This window comes from Methanosarcina vacuolata Z-761, assembly GCF_000969905.1.
GTDB classification, from domain to species: domain Archaea; phylum Halobacteriota; class Methanosarcinia; order Methanosarcinales; family Methanosarcinaceae; genus Methanosarcina; species Methanosarcina vacuolata.
Map to the genome: position 1 here is coordinate 1 of NZ_CP009520.1, position 16,974 is coordinate 16,974.

The 16,974-nt window shown below is 38.7% G+C and carries 14 protein-coding genes; 5 read left to right on the forward strand and 9 right to left on the reverse strand.

Annotated elements, in window-relative coordinates; all coding sequences use genetic code 11:
• Window positions 1-1,012 precede the first annotated feature (1,012 nt).
• The 4 genes from MSVAZ_RS00205 to MSVAZ_RS00220 all read left to right on the forward strand — a co-directional run bounded on the left by MSVAZ_RS00205 (window position 1,013) and on the right by MSVAZ_RS00220 (window position 5,242).
• Complete coding sequence (locus tag MSVAZ_RS00205; protein WP_048116571.1) at window positions 1,013-2,257, forward strand: ORC1-type DNA replication protein; 1,245 nt, start codon at window positions 1,013-1,015, stop codon at window positions 2,255-2,257.
• Between the two features lie 855 nt (window positions 2,258-3,112).
• Window positions 3,113-3,673 (forward strand): dephospho-CoA kinase, encoded by a 561-nt coding sequence (locus tag MSVAZ_RS00210; RefSeq protein ID WP_048116573.1) that lies wholly within the window; start codon window positions 3,113-3,115, stop codon window positions 3,671-3,673.
• A gap of 73 nt (window positions 3,674-3,746) precedes the next feature.
• The gene (locus MSVAZ_RS00215) at window positions 3,747-4,226 is read left to right on the forward strand and encodes an RNA-binding domain-containing protein (RefSeq protein WP_048116576.1); all 480 of its coding nucleotides are present in this window, start codon (window positions 3,747-3,749) and stop codon (window positions 4,224-4,226) included.
• A gap of 242 nt (window positions 4,227-4,468) precedes the next feature.
• Window positions 4,469-5,242: a sugar phosphate isomerase/epimerase family protein gene (locus tag MSVAZ_RS00220; RefSeq protein ID WP_048116579.1), complete on the forward strand. Its 774-nt coding sequence runs from the start codon at window positions 4,469-4,471 to the stop codon at window positions 5,240-5,242.
• Between the two features lie 159 nt (window positions 5,243-5,401).
• On the opposite strand, the gene MSVAZ_RS00225 is transcribed toward MSVAZ_RS00220, so the two are convergent.
• The 4 genes from MSVAZ_RS00225 to MSVAZ_RS00240 form a co-directional block, all read right to left on the reverse strand.
• Window positions 5,402-6,241, reverse strand: coding sequence for a class I SAM-dependent methyltransferase (locus MSVAZ_RS00225; protein ID WP_048116581.1), 840 nt, complete (start codon window positions 6,239-6,241; stop codon window positions 5,402-5,404).
• A gap of 414 nt (window positions 6,242-6,655) precedes the next feature.
• A complete protein-coding gene (locus MSVAZ_RS00230; RefSeq protein ID WP_232316157.1) occupies window positions 6,656-7,243 on the reverse strand; it encodes a gamma-glutamylcyclotransferase family protein in 588 nt (195 codons plus the stop codon).
• Between the two features lie 41 nt (window positions 7,244-7,284).
• Window positions 7,285-8,355 (reverse strand): elongation factor Tu, encoded by a 1,071-nt coding sequence (locus tag MSVAZ_RS00235; protein WP_048116583.1) that lies wholly within the window; start codon window positions 8,353-8,355, stop codon window positions 7,285-7,287.
• Between the two features lie 469 nt (window positions 8,356-8,824).
• Window positions 8,825-9,997, reverse strand: a complete 1,173-nt coding sequence (locus MSVAZ_RS00240) for an RNA ligase (RefSeq protein ID WP_048116586.1) — start codon at window positions 9,995-9,997, stop codon at window positions 8,825-8,827.
• Between the two features lie 267 nt (window positions 9,998-10,264).
• On the opposite strand from MSVAZ_RS00240, the gene MSVAZ_RS00245 reads away from it, so the two are divergent.
• On the forward strand, window positions 10,265-11,053 hold the full coding sequence (locus tag MSVAZ_RS00245) for a TIGR00266 family protein (protein ID WP_048116589.1): 789 nt from the start codon (window positions 10,265-10,267) through the stop codon (window positions 11,051-11,053).
• Between the two features lie 462 nt (window positions 11,054-11,515).
• On the opposite strand, the gene MSVAZ_RS00250 is transcribed toward MSVAZ_RS00245, so the two are convergent.
• From MSVAZ_RS00250 to MSVAZ_RS00270, 5 genes are all read right to left on the reverse strand, one after another.
• Entirely contained in the window at window positions 11,516-12,292 is a 777-nt protein-coding gene (locus MSVAZ_RS00250) for a CBS domain-containing protein (protein WP_048116592.1), read from the reverse strand.
• Between the two features lie 171 nt (window positions 12,293-12,463).
• Window positions 12,464-13,309 carry a CBS domain-containing protein gene (locus MSVAZ_RS00255; RefSeq protein WP_048116595.1) on the reverse strand — a complete coding sequence of 282 codons (846 nt, stop codon included), beginning with the start codon at window positions 13,307-13,309 and terminating at the stop codon, window positions 12,464-12,466.
• A 573-nt stretch (window positions 13,310-13,882) separates the two neighbouring features.
• On the reverse strand, window positions 13,883-15,004 hold the full coding sequence (locus MSVAZ_RS00260) for a CBS domain-containing protein (protein ID WP_232316158.1): 1,122 nt from the start codon (window positions 15,002-15,004) through the stop codon (window positions 13,883-13,885).
• Window positions 15,005-15,186: 182 nt separating this feature from the next.
• Window positions 15,187-16,002, reverse strand: coding sequence for a CBS domain-containing protein (locus tag MSVAZ_RS00265; protein ID WP_048116598.1), 816 nt, complete (start codon window positions 16,000-16,002; stop codon window positions 15,187-15,189).
• A gap of 64 nt (window positions 16,003-16,066) precedes the next feature.
• On the reverse strand, window positions 16,067-16,714 hold the full coding sequence (locus MSVAZ_RS00270) for a CBS domain-containing protein (protein WP_048116601.1): 648 nt from the start codon (window positions 16,712-16,714) through the stop codon (window positions 16,067-16,069).
• Window positions 16,715-16,974: the final 260 nt, after the last annotated feature.

Here is a 16,974-nt window from a genome sequence, read left to right on the forward strand (position 1 = left end):
TATTTAAGGTATAAAATATTTCCAGTGGAAATCAGGGGGTCTTTACCATAACAATTAATACGGTGTACTTCCATTGCATCTACTGCAAATATAGCTTAAATTCACTTGTTTATAAACCAATTTCACCTAAAATTTCAACAAAAGAAGATATGGAATATAGATTTTATCTGGTAGGCGAGGTATCTTAATACTTAAAACTCGCCCGCCATTTTATCATTAGCTAGTAGAAAATAAGGGTTTCAGGCATTAATTATAAGCAATATGTCTCTTCTATCCCTTTCTCCTTATTAGCAGGATATATAGGGTTTTTCATAAAGGCACAAATAATGATGGAGTAAAATCTCAGAAATCCTAAAATGAACTTTAGTTCCAGATATTGAAAGTTAAAATTTCGGAGTTGAGAGTTTAACCTTTCCCCCTTTCCCTCTCTCCCTCTTTCCAAATATCCCTTACATGAAACCACATTTACAGCCTCCTAAAATCCCTTGATAACCATTACACAAATTATTGAAAACCGCTGAACGGCTATTGTAAAATCAGTCTAAAGCTTGTCAAATAGTTGCGGTTATAATTGTCAGGCATTTGAAAAGGAAGCTCTAAAAACACAATACTTAATAGATGCGGATCAGGAGGATTAAATTGACTGCAGACTGTAAAAATTCCTCCTGATTTCAGGTAACAGTAAAACGTTTGAGATTAAAAACACTTAAAATTAGTAAAACGCTTAAAATTAAAAGCACTTAAAATTAGTAAAACATTTAAAATCAAAACATTTAAAATTAAAAAACTAAAAATCATTATTACAAAAATAAATATTAAAGTAATTCAAAGAAAAAGTATACAGAGTTTTTCAACTATATTAATTTATTATATCTAACTTACTTAGTAAAATTACTGTATCTACTGTATCCATTAATTTGACATGCAATGGTTTGCATTGTATTAATTATCTGCGTTAGAAGTATCTTAATTTCTTAAATGCTTAATATCATAATTTTTATAGAGGATCTTCATGATAAAAGCTCAATCATTAGACGGCTTATTCGAAAAATTACTTGACGGAAAATCAATTTTCAAAAATAAAGAAGTACTTCGGCCTTCTTATACGCCTGACCTTTTATTGCACAGAAATGAGCAAATTAACAGTCTTGCGACAATCCTGGTTTCTGCACTCCGAGGAGAAACTCCTTCCAATGTACTTATTTATGGGAAAACCGGGACAGGAAAAACCGCTGTTACCCGTTATGTTGGAAAAGAACTTGAAAGGGTAAGTGAAGACAAATCCCTTTTCTGCTCGGTTGTTTATATTAATTGTGAAGTAATCGATACACAGTACCGGCTCCTTGCAAATCTTGCCAGACATTTTGAAGAAGAAGTTCCGATGACCGGATGGCCTACTGATCAGGTCTTCATGAAATTCAAGGAGGCAATAGATTCCAGAGAGCAGGTCATTGTCATAATTCTGGACGAAATCGATAAGCTGATAAAAAAAGGCGATGATGTTCTTTATAACCTGTCGAGAATCAATACAGACTTGCAGAGAGCCAAAGTCAGTATGATCGGCGTTTCAAACGATCTTAAATTCACGGAATTTCTGGACCCCAGGGTCAAAAGTTCCCTGGGTGAAGAAGAACTTATCTTTCCTCCTTATGACGCTGAACAGATAAGCGATATCCTGAAACAAAGAGCAAAAATGGCCTACACCGACGGTGCTCTTGGTGAGATGGTAATTCCCTTATGCGCCGCTTTTGCAGCTCAGGAACACGGCGATGCAAGGCGCGCACTTGACCTCCTAAGGGTCTCGGGGGAAATTGCAGAAAGGGAAAATCAGCCTCAGGTTCTTGAAGAGCACGTAAGGCGCGCTCAAGAAAAAATCGAAGTTGACCGCGTAGTCGAAGTGGTAAGAACCCTTCCAACCCAGTCCAAACTCGTACTCTATAGTATCATTCTTTTGCGGAGTAGAGGCAGAGAAGGTAAAAATGTCACAACAGGCGAGATGTACAATGTTTACCGCCAGCTCTGCCACCATATTGACGTGGATATTCTTACCCAGCGCAGGGTTACTGATCTCATGTCCGAACTTGATATGCTGGGAATAGTCAACGCAGTGGTTGTAAGTAAAGGTCGCTATGGTCGAACGAAAGAAATTTCACTGAGCGTTCCAGTCGAAAGCACCCGTAAAGTACTTCTTGAGGATTACAGGCTCAAACCTCTGGTAGATTTCAAGGCATCAGTTTTCAGCAAGATGTTTTCGTAAAGACGTTTTCGTAAAGACGTTTTCGTAAAGACGTTTTTGTAAAGACGTTTTTGTAAAGACGTTTTTCTAAAGATGTTTTCAGCAAGACGTTTTCATAAAGACGTTTTCATAAGAATGAGGCATGTTTTCACAAGGATGAGACTTTTTATATTCTCCATCCTGGTTTTTTGGCCTACCTGCTAACTTCTCACTTTTTCGGGGTTTCCATAACTTCTTTTAACTTTTCTTATTTTAGGTCTTTAAGTCTTCTCTAACTTCCCTTACTTCAGGTTTTTGCCTTTCTTTGCCCTTTCTCTACTCTCAGTTTTCTCTCAGTTTTTCAGTTTTTTTCGTGCTCCAGCTTATTTTTATCATTCATGTGTTAGTTTTCAGGAAATAATATATACGATCCTGTGATTTGACTAGAATCATATTATCTTATGTTAGCTTATGGATTCGATTATTCAACTTACTATTTAATTTATAATTTTATCTCTATCCACCTTTGAAATTAGGATTCAATATACTCAGGTTTCTGTTCAAATCTAATAATTCAATAGTACAAACCCAATAATCTAATATTAAACAAATTAGACAATTCAAATCCAATGATTATTGCTTAGGCAATTCAGATCCAATGATTATTGCTTAGATAATTCAGATCCAATGATTATTGCTTAAATAATTCAAGTCCAATGATTATTGCTTAGATAATTCAAATCCAATGATTATTGCTTAGATAATTCAAATCCAATGATTATTGCTTAAATAATTCAAGTCCAATGATTCACGATCCAGTAATTCAAGTTAATAATTCAGGTTTAATGGCTCATATTAATAGTTTAAGTTTAATTAAAGTTTAAAGGGTAATTTTTGATGAAGATAATAGCGTTCGTAGGCATGCCAGCATCTGGAAAGTCGGAAGCTGCCAGAATTGCTGCTGAAATGGGTATTCCCGTTATTAACATGGGTGATGTGATCCGGAAGGAAGTTTCAAAGCGCGGGCTTGAACCCAATGATTCCAATACCGGAATGGTTGCAACACAACTTCGCAAATGCGAGGGTATGGATGCAGTCGCAGTACGCTGTACTTCCCAAATCAGGGATGCCGGCTCTGACCTTATTGTTGTGGATGGGGTGCGTGGAATTGCCGAAGTGGAATGCTTCAGGCGAGAATTCGGAGAAGGTTTTATTCTAATTTCGATTTATGCTCCTATTGAAATTCGCTTTTCTAGAGTTCAGAAACGAGGAAGAAGCGATGATATGAACAGTATAGAAGGTCTCCGCAACCGGGACGAACGAGAACTCGGCTGGGGGATGGGAGAAGCTATAGAAGCATCGAATATTGAAATTGAAAATAATTCCACTCTGGAAATTTTCAAAAAGGATGTTGTTGAAGTTTTGAGCAACTACTTTGGAAAAACTCCCGCGAAGTAACACTCTCAAATATATTTCTGAAAAAAATTCAAAATTCCGGAATAAATCCTTTTTAAATTACTGGAGTAGATTTATGATACATGTTAAGGTTTCAGCAGCTGTATATCCTACAGAAGACTCGGAAAAGGTTGTCAAAGCAGTCTCGTCTCTTTTTACTGATATTGAACTTGAGAAGAAAGATATTGAAATCACTGGTTCAGAAACGGGAGTTTCTCCTTCCTTTTTCTTTTCAGGGGAAGGGGGAATTGATGTTCTGCAAACCCTGCATTGGCTCATTCGCAGGGAAGAAATTATAGATAGCGTCCGCAACAAAGCTTTCAGCAAAGGTTTGTCCAGCGACGGGCTTTCGGTTCGTTTTTCGCTCAATAAACAGGCTGCTTTTGTCGGAATTCCCAGTGTTCCTGCGCAGGAAGAATCTCTTGGATCTATTGAAATCATTATCAGGGCCGACTCTCAGGAAGAAATGGAAAGGCTTTTTGAATGGCTTTTGCCCCTTACTGAAGATGGAAAGCCTGTTGTTGAGGTAGAAATGGACTATGTGGAGAGGAATTGAAGGGCTTTAACATGTTTTACACAACATACATTTTCTTTGTAACCTTTTAATCCATTTTTAATCAATTTTTAATATATTCAAAATATATTTTTAATACATTTTTAATACATTTTTAATATTTAACATCTTTAATATTTTGTAAAACTGGGCTAATAATAGTTCATTAAAATAATTCAGTTAAATATATCTCAGTTCTCGCTAGATGATGTATATTGATAAATGAAAAGGAATGAACTTTCATCATGCAATTGCACAGAATCAGCTATTCTTCGCGTGCAGTCATTGAAGACCCTTTCAAATGGGCTTACACGCTCGAAGACCATGGATACACCGGTTGGGAAGTCGTACAGGAAGGTTCTCAGTGCCTGAACAGTAAGAACATTCAGAATTTGAAAAATATCAGTGAAACCACAGGTCTCGAGCTAACTCTGCACCTACCTTTCTCGGATATGAATCTGGCAGGTCTGAATTACTCAATCAGGACAGAAGTTATCAGGCAGATGAAGCACTACCTCACTCTTGCCTCTAACTATGTCAATCTTGCTGTAGTACACCCTGGTTATCTTTCTCCTTATGGTGCGCAGGTTCCACAGGAAGCTTATTTTACCAATCTTGCTTCTCTCCAGGAAATCTGTGACTTCGCTGCGGATTTCGGAATCCTTGTTGCTGTCGAAAATATGCCCGACATGCCTAAGATCTTTGGAAAATATCCCGACGAGATGCTTGAGATGCTTGAATCCATTGGAAGCCATAATGTAGGTTTCACCTTCGATGTCGGACACGCAAACACATTAGGGCTTATTGACGATTTTCTGGATCAGTTAAGCAATCGTATTTCCCATGTGCACATCCATGATAATATGGGAAAAAAAGATGAACATTTACCTATTGGAGAGGGTAATATTAACTGGAAACAGGTTATGGAGAAGCTCTCAAACTATGAAGGAATCTTTGTTACTGAAATGAGTTCAGTAGAAGAAGGGATCAAGAGCCTCGAGTTTTTAAGGAATTTGTGATAAGGAACTTGTGAGTTTTTGAGGCTCTGTTTCCCATTTTTTACTTCTTTCAAATTATTTTTTTCCCTATATTTTCATAACTCATCTTTCTGAAGAACCTCTTGAAATTATTTTTCCCCTATATTTCCATAACTCGTCTTTCTGATGATACTATTTAAATTACTTTTTAGTTGCCTTGCAAAAGATAACATTATTTCCATTCCAGAGATCAGTATCTGGCAAGACGTCATCATAGCACTCGACCTGTTTAAAGCCTTCCTGTTCCAGAATTTTCTTCAGGTCATCAGACGTAAAGAAGTGAGTCCAAAAACGATATACATTGAAATTGTCAGAATTATCGATTACGATGTGCTGGTACAATATCACTTTGTCCATCGGATAATAATAGGAGTCTGAAAGAACAAGGTATGGTCTATCTTTCCAAAAGCCACATTCTTCCATTTCCCAGGATTTTTCAGCAACTTTCAATTCGATGTCTTTATCGCTGAGAACATCAAAAATGAAAATTCCTTTAGGCTTTAAAGCTCTGTAAGTATTCTGTAATAAAGTCCTTCTTGCAACTGGTGTTAAGACGCCAAAATCAGTAAAAATCATCATTGCAAGGTCATATTTATTCTCTTCACATAGTTCGAGGTAATTCTGGTTTATGTATTCTATATCCAGGTTTTTCTTTATGGCTTCATTTCTGGCATATTCGATTGAATTCTTTGAGAAATCGACACCTGTTACTTTATGTCCCCTCTTTGCCATAACCTCAGCATACAATCCGGGTCCGCATCCCAGATCAAGAATATTCATTTTTTCCTGATTGACGGAGTTTAAAATCCAGTCCACGGTACTCTCTATACTTGCTTTTTTCCGGCTTGCCAGATCAATATCCGGGTTCAAATGGATATTCAACAGCTGCTTTGAAATGTGGTCATCTGTCCACATAACAGCGTTTCCTTCTGCATAGATTTGCGGTTTCTTTGTAAACTCTAGAATATCTATAAAATTCATAAATGAGCCCTCTTTTCCACCATCATGGATTTATTTACGGACTTATTCACGGACTCTTATATTTGCGATTAACCACAACTCTCTATCTCTACGATTAACCGTTAAACAACTCTCTATTTGCGATTAACCACAACTCTCTATCTCTACGATTAACCGTTAAACAACTCTCTATTTGCGATTAACCACAACTCTCTATCTACGATTAACCGTTAACATCTTTCAATAAAACAGAATGCTCAGCTGTTGTTCATTCTAAAATCCTTTTTTGAATTCCCTATTAATAACTTACGCCATGGTGGGAATTCTTCGTAATGTTTAGCATGAAAATTCTTTCAAGTACTTTCATTTCTTTGTGCCTGTGATTAGAAGAATTTCATGTGTGTTTTGGTAGTATTATTCACTTTCTTAATTGTTTCATTCCTGTGGTTCTTTTTCATTCAAGTATCTGGCCCAGTCACCATGCTCGATTCTTTCCGATTCAGGTTTCTCATCATAAACGTAAATAAAGCCTCTAAATTTCTGCTCACCAATTTCCAGATCTACATACTCCCTGTGGTATCCTCCGAAAAGTTCCATATAATCAATTGATTTGGCAATTTCAAGCTGCTGTTTTCCTGAAAACCTGCGTACTTCAGCTACAACACAGGAATTTTCCAAGGGATAGATGCCTGGATAAGGGCCCAGGGAGTAAAGAGCGTACCCTCTTACTGTTGTTGTACCAAGAAACTCTGACCTATTTTGCAGATCAAAACGGCGGCTATTGTAAAGCCCATTTCTTAGGCTGCCGTACAGTGCTATGATAAGCTCTTCACCTTCAGGTTTCTGGTAAGAACGCTGCCAACAGACATTTCTATGAAAAACATTTCCATAAAGAGTCTTATCTCTTACTGTACTCTCCACGTCTTCACAAGTAGCTTCATTTTTTCTTGAATCATCTTTTCCTAAATCCCTTTTTCCTAAATCCTTTTTTCCCAAATCCTTTTTTCCTGAATTTTTCTCCATATTCTACCCTTAAAAATTATGTATATAAATTTATAAAATAGTTATTTTGTAAAGCCATAGCCTGCAAATCTCTGGGGAATGTCAAGGTTTGCCAGCAGGAAACGGTCTTCTTTACTGTAAGCTACTTTTTTGTTACCTAAAAGTTCCATCACGCAGGTACTGCCAGGCTTTGCTTCTTTTACTTCCTTCCCATCAACCAGGATCTTCTCCACACGTACAGGTTCGGACTGCAGGCCAACAAAGAGATGAAGCACACTTGAGGTTTCAATTGCTCGTGTGAATCTTGAGATGGTGCATTCAAGGACATAATCAGTACTTATGATTTCTTTATCGGAGATGATAAATCCCCTTTCTATATCTTTGGCCTGCACGTTTTTAAGACGCATTCCTACTCTGGTGCCTGTGGGTGCACTTTCAATATCCACATCGTGGCTCTGGATGGATCGGATTTCAATGTCTCTGTCCATCGGGAAAATTTTGGTTTTGTCCTTGTCTTTTGAAATCCCCTGTTTGACAACTCCAAGAACAACGCAGCCTTTTCCAGTAACATTGAACGCATGATCTATAAACACTCTTGTAGGCAGACTATTCAACTCAGCCTGTTCGGCTTCGATTTTTTCCGAGATCTCGGAAATTTTGGCTTTGAGGTCTTCCACACCCTCAAAAGGATCTTTTGCACTTTTATTGGTATTCAGGGAAATACATTCCCAATCCTGAAGGGAAGTGCCTGCGGTCATCAGTTTTATTTTCTTTATCAGCTCATCGATTGCATACATATGTGTACTGTCGGACTTTGTCAGGGCAATTATTCCATGCTTAAAGCCGAGCAGATCCAGGGCAACAATGCATTCTCCGGTATGAACACTTGCAGGATTATTCCTATCAAGGCCATCAGGAGGGACACAGAGGACTGCCATATCTGAAATATTCAGTACCGTAATCAGGGATTTTAAAGCTTTAGGATAGCCGTGCGAGTCTACAAAAACCATTTTCCGGCTCTCCTTAGCATTATTATACATAGTTATGTCGGAGGATGTTCCTTTTTTCCCCAGGTTTGCGGCAAGGGAGGTTCTTCCACTTTTTTCCGTCCCGATAATTGCAACATTTGTCATACTGGATTCCTTCTAATTTTTTGTAATTTCTTTTAATTTCTTGTAATTCCTTTTAATTTCTTTTAGTTCCTTGTAATCTCTTGTAATTCCTTTTAATTTCTTTTAATTTCTTTTAATTTCTTGTAATTTCTTGTAATTCCTTTTAATTCCTTTTAATTCCTTTTAATTCCTTTTAATTCCTTTTAATTCCTTTTAATTCCTTTTAATTCCTTTTAATTCCTTTTAATTCCTTTTAATTCCTTTTAATTCCTTTTAATTCCTTTTAATTCCTTATAGTGTCTTGCAATTCCTTGATCTATGTGCTATTGATAACTCTGAATTTACAGTGTATTATGACTCTGAATTTACAGGGTATTATAACTCTGAACCTGCATCTGGTATAATTATACTGTAATATATTTCTTTTCGAAACACTCTGAAAAAAACTATTCAAAATTCAAATCTTAAAACACAATCTGGCAGGGAAAGATTACCAGGTTTCACCCTGCCACATTGCTTGAGTTTTATCGTTGGTGCTTTTGTTAATCTTTTTTATAATTACCAGATACTCTTCTCCTACTAACTGAGGCTCTTCAAAAATTGCATCTATCCCGAGTCTTTTAAGATAATCTTCGAACTCGGCTGCAGTTTTTAGATCCCTTACCCGGATCTTTGCTTCTTCATATAACCGCTGACCGTTTTTTACACTCAGAATGGATTCACTGAGAGGGCCAAGTATACTCTTCCCTAGCTGCATGCAGCGTTTTTCAAACTCGGCCTTATCTTCGTTCCATTCAACTGTTTGAAAACCTTCTCTGACAATTCGGGAAAGCATATAGTCTCTGCCGGTCTCATTGTAAAACTTAAAGGCATGTCTGAGATCCGAGCAATTACTCTGGGAAGAGGTATATTTTAACGGAGAAAGAACCATTTCCGGGTCTTTTATTACGACGCCTTCATGTTCTTTTTCTCCGAGTTCCCGGATGATTTTTCCAATTTCTTCAGCAGCACTTTCCAGAGGAATTTCTTTGAAAAACTTTACCTGGAAAAAGCCGTACTTTTCCAAAATTTCCTGTTTCCGGCTTATTGGGAGAGGCTTACCGCTATTTTTCTCCCGGATATCAAAAATATAAAACTCTACTGAATCGATGCCATAGATATCTTTAGGGACATAAGGATTGTCCGGACCTATCATCTCTCCATAAAGTACAAGTTCAGGGAAATCGTCAAAAAACTTCAGGTTCAATTTCTCTTTTGCTTTTTGAGTCGTATAGGGACAGATATATCCGCTTCGGGTAATTGCAAGAATTTCGTCTTTTGCAATCGCTATGCGGACATTATACCCATTCATCTTTTCTTCCACAGCCACTTTTTCAAGGCCGCTGAAGTGCTTTTTAATCGTGGTGTCCAGTACCATTGCTCTCCGGATTTTCGGGAAACCCATTATGATTTCGAAAGAATCGTCTTTCTCATAAAGCACAGTTCCCCTCTCTATATGGGAGATCTCCTTATCGAAACGGAACAGATATTCATATTTTCCCCAATTCTGGGCAAGATAGTTTTTCTCAAAAAGGTGCTGAACCCTTTCTTTATCGAATCCCAGGAAACTGGCAAGCTTAACTATAAATTGAGGATCTATTTCCTCGTTCCCCTCTCTACTCATGTTTATTTATCTGTTTTCACGCCTGAAATAAGTTGTCGTTATCAGGCATGTATCAGAATATCTACATCTGTCTTCACAATAACCTGTCTTCACAATAACCTGTCTTCACAATAACCTGTCTTCACAATAACCTGTCTTCACAATAACCTGTTTTCATGAAATAATTTAAAAATGATTTAGTCCATTAAAAATGTTTTTAAGTATTCGGTTCTAATTTGTTTCTAATTTTATTACATCTAAGCTTACAAAAAGGTTGGAGAGTATAATATGGCAGATGAAATCGACTACGAGATTATCGGCGACGATATGCAGATCGTTGAAATTGAGCTTGATCCGAATGAAGCTGTTCAGGCAGAAGCCGGGGCTATGGCATACATGGGGCCCGGAATTGAGATGCAGACCAGTATGGGTAACGAAGGTGGTGGATTTTTCGGAGGTCTCAAAAAAGGACTTAAAAGGGCCCTGACAGGGGAAAGTTTCTTCATTACAAGCTTTGTTCAAAAAGGTTCTGGAAAGGGACATGTAGCTTTTGCGGCTCCTTATCCGGGAAAGATTATTCCCCTTGACCTCACAAAGTTTGGAGGCAGTCTCCTCTGTCAGAAAGATTCATTTCTCTGTGCTGCTCGCGGAGTAGAAATAGAAGTAGCTTTCACCCGCAAGCTTGGAGCAGGATTCTTCGGTGGCGAAGGTTTTATCCTGCAGAGACTGACAGGTGACGGTCTGGCCTTTCTCCATATCGGGGGCACAGTTATAAGAAAAGACCTGGCGGTTGGTGAGACTTATCGTGTTGACACAGGCTGTGTGGCAGCTTTCACCGAAACCGTAACATATGATATAACCTGGTCAAGGAACTTTAAAAATGCCCTTTTCGGTGGTGAAGGAGTTGTTCTTGCAACCCTTACAGGTCCGGGCACAGTATATATGCAGAGCCTTCCTTTCTCCCGCCTTGCTGACAGAATCTTTGCAGCTTCTGCTTATAGTCACAGGGACGAACAGACCGGCGTTGCTGGAACTGGTATTCTGGGAGGCCTCATCGGTGGAGATAGATCTTTCTAAAAATAGGAAAGTATTCTAAATGAAAAAATCATTCTAAAAGGGGAATTGTTTTAAAATCGAATCTTCTTAAACAGGCAGTCTCAAAAGTAAACTTGATTCTACAATTGATATATTATATTTGACTGTAAAGTTAATCCATATCTAAAGTTTGGAAAAATAGCTTCGATGTATTTAAAGTAAATATTATCCATAGTCCAATTGTAGAAATGGCTTGAGTTTTGAGACAGCTTGTAAAGAGAAATTCATTGAAAAATCGAATTCTTCTTAAAGAGAGATTCATCGTAAAATAGGAATCCTTCCTAAATCGGATTAAAGTAAAATTTGTTTTAAAGCAAGAAATAGGTCCAAGAGAAAGTGCAGAAATTCAAAAAAGGCCTGTTTAAGAAAGCAGGCCTTTTTTTAATTACTGGCTTTCAGGATTTCAATTAAGTTTTTTCTCTCTCTCTTTCTCTGGTTTTGAGCTTACTTCTCAAGTGTATTTATTACATTTCTGCGGGCCAGGAAACCAGCAAGTTCATCATCCAGGCTAAGGACTGGAACACCTCCTACATCGTGTTCTAGCATTGTCCTGACAGCTTCTTCAAGTGGAGTATTGGTATAGACACTAATCACACTACGGGTCATAATATCCCCTACCAATAGGTTCTTGATCCTTGAATCCTGCTGATTATCAGCCACCAGATCCCTGAAAGAACGCATGGCAAAGGCAATATCGTCTTCAGCAATAATGCCTACAAGTTTTCCGTTTTCAAGTACTGGCAGCCTTCCTACATCTTTGTCCAGGATAACTCGCCTAGCATGGCTAACCCTATCGGATGAACTGATTACTACAGGATTTTTTTCCATTACTTCCCCGACAAAGCCTGTGAAGTGATTTAGTTCCATGAATTCCTGGGGTGTCACCCAACCCAGGGCTTTTCCATTATCAGTGACAATAATTACGCCACCAGTCTTTTTCATCAGGGTAAGAACATCCCTGGTATCGGTATCAGGCAGAACCTTTACAAAATTGTCGGATACGGCTGTTGCAACATGCAGAGAGGATGCAGGTTTGCTCAGTTTCTTGCGAGTCCCGAGCTGCTCTGTCAGACTTCTCATTGTAAGTACACCGATTATCTGATCGTCATGAACTACCAGCAGACGTTTTGTGTTTTTCTTTTCCATTAGATCCAGAGCGTGAGATATGGTGTCTGACTTATCAATCCTGTATGGCTGTACCATCATGTCTTTAGCTTGCATGTAATTCACCTCATGCGTATCCAGAATTTTTAATTATATTTTTCGTAATTCTTTACGTGTTTTCTTCATCCGTTTCCTACGGTTTAATTCCGCATTCTTTTCTTACATTTGGATGATTTGTCTATCGCTGTTAATTGGTTCTTTCGCAGTATGTACCTCCACTGCGGTGTTTCAGAGGATGGCTTTCATGATATCGGTTCTGCTTATTATGCCCACTATATCTTCTCCATCACTGACAGGTAATGCAGTCACTCCATTTTCAATCATCTTTTTGGCGGCTGCACTGATATCTTCATTTGAATCAATGGAGTTTATTGGAGATATCATGATGTCTTCTGCGGTCAAGGGTAACTCTTTTACATATCTATAGGTCTTCTGGCCCCCAGGAGAGGATTTGCGAGTCATCTTGATGTTTTTCGTGGAAAGTTCGCCTTGAAAATCAGTTAAGAGGTTTAAGGCAAGGCTTCTGCTGGAAATAATTCCTACAGGCTTTCCTGCATCGTCTTTAACAATCACTCTTTCGATGTTATTTCTGTTCATTTCGTCAATTACATGGTTGATAGTATGATGCCTGTGAACAGAAATAATATCTTCAGTCATTAATTTAGAGATTTTTGTTTTCATTTCCTCGTCATTTTCCGCAACAAAGCGCACAAGATCTGTCCTGGTGATAATACCTACAATATCGTTCTTTACAACCGGGATAGTATGCACCCCGTTCTCAAGCATTAAGGCAGCTGCTTGGGAAATAGAGGCTTCAGGATAGATGCTAATGACCGATTCAGTCATCAATAACTTGATAGGGATTTGATCTATTGGCCTCCTCCTCCATAGAGGTTCAGCCTGAGCCAGACGGTTAGTGATGTCTGATTTTGTAACGATTCCCACTATTTTGCCCTCATTGAGGACGAGCAACGTACTGATTTTATGCCTTAACATCAGTTTTCTCGCACGTGACACGGGTTCATCTGTATTTACGACGTACACAGGTGAACTCATGATGTTCGCTACATTCATGAAGTACCTCCTTCACTTTTACAATATATAAGTGTCAATAATTATACTTTTTGAATCGGAAGCAAAAGTTACAGTTTTTAGCTGTACTCGGTGAAATTTCAGGGAAGTAACCAGTACCTCTTGTTGAAGCGAGAATTATTTTAAAAGGTTCTTATTTTAGAAAGTTTTTATTTTAATGAGCTACACTTCAAATCCTGAGTACTCAATGTACAGCTTACTTTTCGACCTATCCACAAATTGTAGGCTTACTTCTTGATCTATCCAGCTAGAAAATTTTCCTTTTCTTCAAGTCTCCTGGAACCTTAGTCTCCTGGAATCTTAATCTCCTGGAATCTTAATCTCTTAAAACTTAAGCCCGAAAGTTTCTCGGGCTCAGTTCAACTTTAATTTTCGCTAAACTTCGTTAAGTTCCGTGACAGTTTGAACCAGCTTGAATCAACTTGTATCGGCTTGAATCAGCTTGAATCAGCTTGAATCAGCTTGAACCGACTTGAACCAGCTTGAATCAACTTTAACCAGCCTGGATGAGGTCTAATCAATTTGAATCTCTAATCAATTGATTATTCCTAGAATTCATTTAAGAGATCTCAGAAGGTCTCTTTCAGTAATAATGCCGCGGAGCAGCCCATTATCCAGGACCGGAAGTGAACCTATCTTTTTCTCAAGCATTATTTCCATTGCTTTTCCCAGGTCTGTGCCTGGACCAGTCCATATCAGCTCTCTTGAGACAATAGAACCTACAGGCCGGTCTAGAGCCTCGTGAATGTTTCCTGTTGTCAGCTTACTGAAGGCTTCCCCCTTTCCAAGGAAATGGATAATATCAGAGGACGTGATAATTCCTGCGAAGATGCCGTCCTTGACTACAGGAAGCCTTCGAAGCCTGTTCTCTACCATTATTTTTGCTGCCTGTCCAATGGGGGTATCAGTTGAGACCATTCTGACGTTCTCGGTCATATATTCATCAACAGTTCGGTTTGTCACGATTCCGCCCATCAATTCAAGTGCATTCCTTTCGGTAAAGATTGCAACGACCTGCATGTCACTGTTCACGATTGGCAGACCGCCTGTTCTTCTTTCAATCATTGTTGAAACAGCGTCTTTAAAGTCAGCCTGGTCATAAAGATAGGGAATGTCAGTTTCCATGATTTGTCGTACTTCTTCGTTGATTGCAGCCAGAAGGTTACCTTTGAAGCGGTTTTCAACGAGCAGATTCTTTTTTCCGCCCCCCAGAAAATCGATAATATCTACGGAAGTAACTACCCCTTCCAGTCTCCGCGTACCGGCGTTTGTAATAGGAATGCGCCTGAACCTCTTTTCAGTCATAATCCTGATTGCATCCATTATTTTTGCGGTTGGAGGGAGGGTTACTACATTTCTTGTTGCCAGAGCCAGGATTTTTCCCTCATGTTCTGAAATGCGGGATTTAAACTCAGGACCTATTCGCATAGTGCCCATGCTGCTAATCGTGTGCGGGTCTTTCTGCTGCGCTTTCTTGGATTTGCTCACACCTGGCTGAATCTTCATCTTGTCGACAGATTTAAATGTCATATTTTTGTCCAATGGAATCACCGAATTCGAGTTGCAGTTAATTGCTTTTTTCATATGCCGTTTTTCTCTTCCTGCAGCTTGCAGGAGTTTCCCTGGAGCGTGCAGCTTACTTCTCAGCAAACCCAGGTTTGCTACTGGAAAAAACAAAACCTGAAAGCAATTTCTCCCGAATCTTTCCGAAAGGTTTACTTTATTTGTGGATTTATAATTATTATTGATGATAGTCTTTGATGTTATAATCTTTTTGCATGAAAACTGCCATTTATTTTTTACATTAATTTTCTGGCCAGTTTTCACAATTCACGGAGCTTTAAAGTAGAAAGTTAATTTCAAAAGCGATTATCTGAGGGTTGTTCAGTCCATACATTGACAATAGACTTCAGAAGATCCTGTCTGTCAGCAATTCCGGATACTTTTCCATGTTCATTCACTACAGTGACCCTCCCGATATCATAGTGAATAATCATCTCAATTGCACTCCGGACGGAATCGCTTTCTGAAATAGTATATGTGGGAGTTGACATTACCGTTTCAACCTTCGGACTGTCATTGGGCCTTGTCGCTCGATCGTCTTCTACGGATATCCGCACAGCTCCTGATTTGATGATGTCCCTTCTGGTTATCATCCCTATGGGCTCCCCTGTTTTTGAAGCTACAGGAATACCCGTGTAATCTGTCTCAAGCATACGCCCCCAAATCTTTGCCACTCTTTCTTCTGGAGAGCAGATTTCAACTTTTTTTGTCATAATCTCCTGTATGGTTTTGGGAAGATTTTTCGGAAGCTCCACGTTTCTAAGAATATCCACATTACTCAGGACGCCGACAACCGTATGGTCAGCAGTTGATTTAACAACCGGGACCCTATTCTGTTTCGATTGCACTATTAACCTTGCAGCTTTCATGACATCCATATCCGGAGTGACTGTCGGGGATTGGCTTGCATACCCGTCTACTGTGACATTTGAGCGTGTAGAGGTAACCCTCAAGATATCCTGGTCACTTAGCATTCCCACAAGCCTGTTCTCTTCGTCAACAACAACAAGGCTTCGAAGAAGGTAATCGCGCATCAGCTGACGGGCGTGAGTTACAAAGTCTCCTTCTTTGATACTTATAGGCCCTTCTGACATAATCTCGCTGACATTCATTGTTTACCTTCCTGTGCTTTCTTTAAGACCGAATATTTGAAAGTCGAGATTTCAAGATTGTAATTCATTCGTAATTCTCCCCTTCTTCTTGCCGACAGTTTTCGCATAAATACATGCCGTCAACTAATTTAAGGTCTGCTGAGTGATAAAAACAGGATTCACATATTCCTGTGATGAACTCCTCTGTAATCTCTTCAACTGAAGGAGTGGAGAGGAGAGCTTCCCGGTTCATATCAATAAGATCTTTGAGTATGGTGCTGAGCCCGGGTGTAACCATCAGAATATCAGTATTCGAAACCACTCCTATTATTGTACCGTTTTCCAGGACTGGCAACCTTTTAATATTCGCCTTTAACATGATCTCAGAAGTTTTTATTACACTTGTTTCAGGCTTTACAGTTATTAAGGGGGTTGAGAGGATTTCACTTGCCTTTACCTCACCTGGTTTTCTATCTTCTGTAACAATACCCTTTACAAAGTCCCTTTCAGTTATAATTCCCATGGCTTTGCCATTTTCTGTAATAATGACGCTTCCTGCATCACGGCTGACCATTTCCCTTGCAATGGCAGGAATGTCTGAATTAATGTCCATTATTATGACTGCTTTATTCATGACTTCAGCAACTGAGACCTCTCTTTCAATCTCTCTGCTGTGAATACCAGTATCTATATCTCTCTCAGCATCGGTGCCCCTTCTAGGTCCATCTGCCATCTACCGCCGTTCCCCCTTTCATTCCGTAATTCGGCAATTCACAATATAAAATTTACAGATAATTTTAGATAATTTTAGATAATGTTAGATAATGTTAGACAACGTATAATATATAAACTTATAATATATTATTTAAAATATAATTTATACTAAAATTTCGAAAAAGCTCTTCAGGTATCAAGTGTCCTGTGGAAAAACGTTCAAGATCGCTTTAGTTTTCCCTCCAGTTTAGGCCTTGCAATCATTAGCTTTTTAAAGAT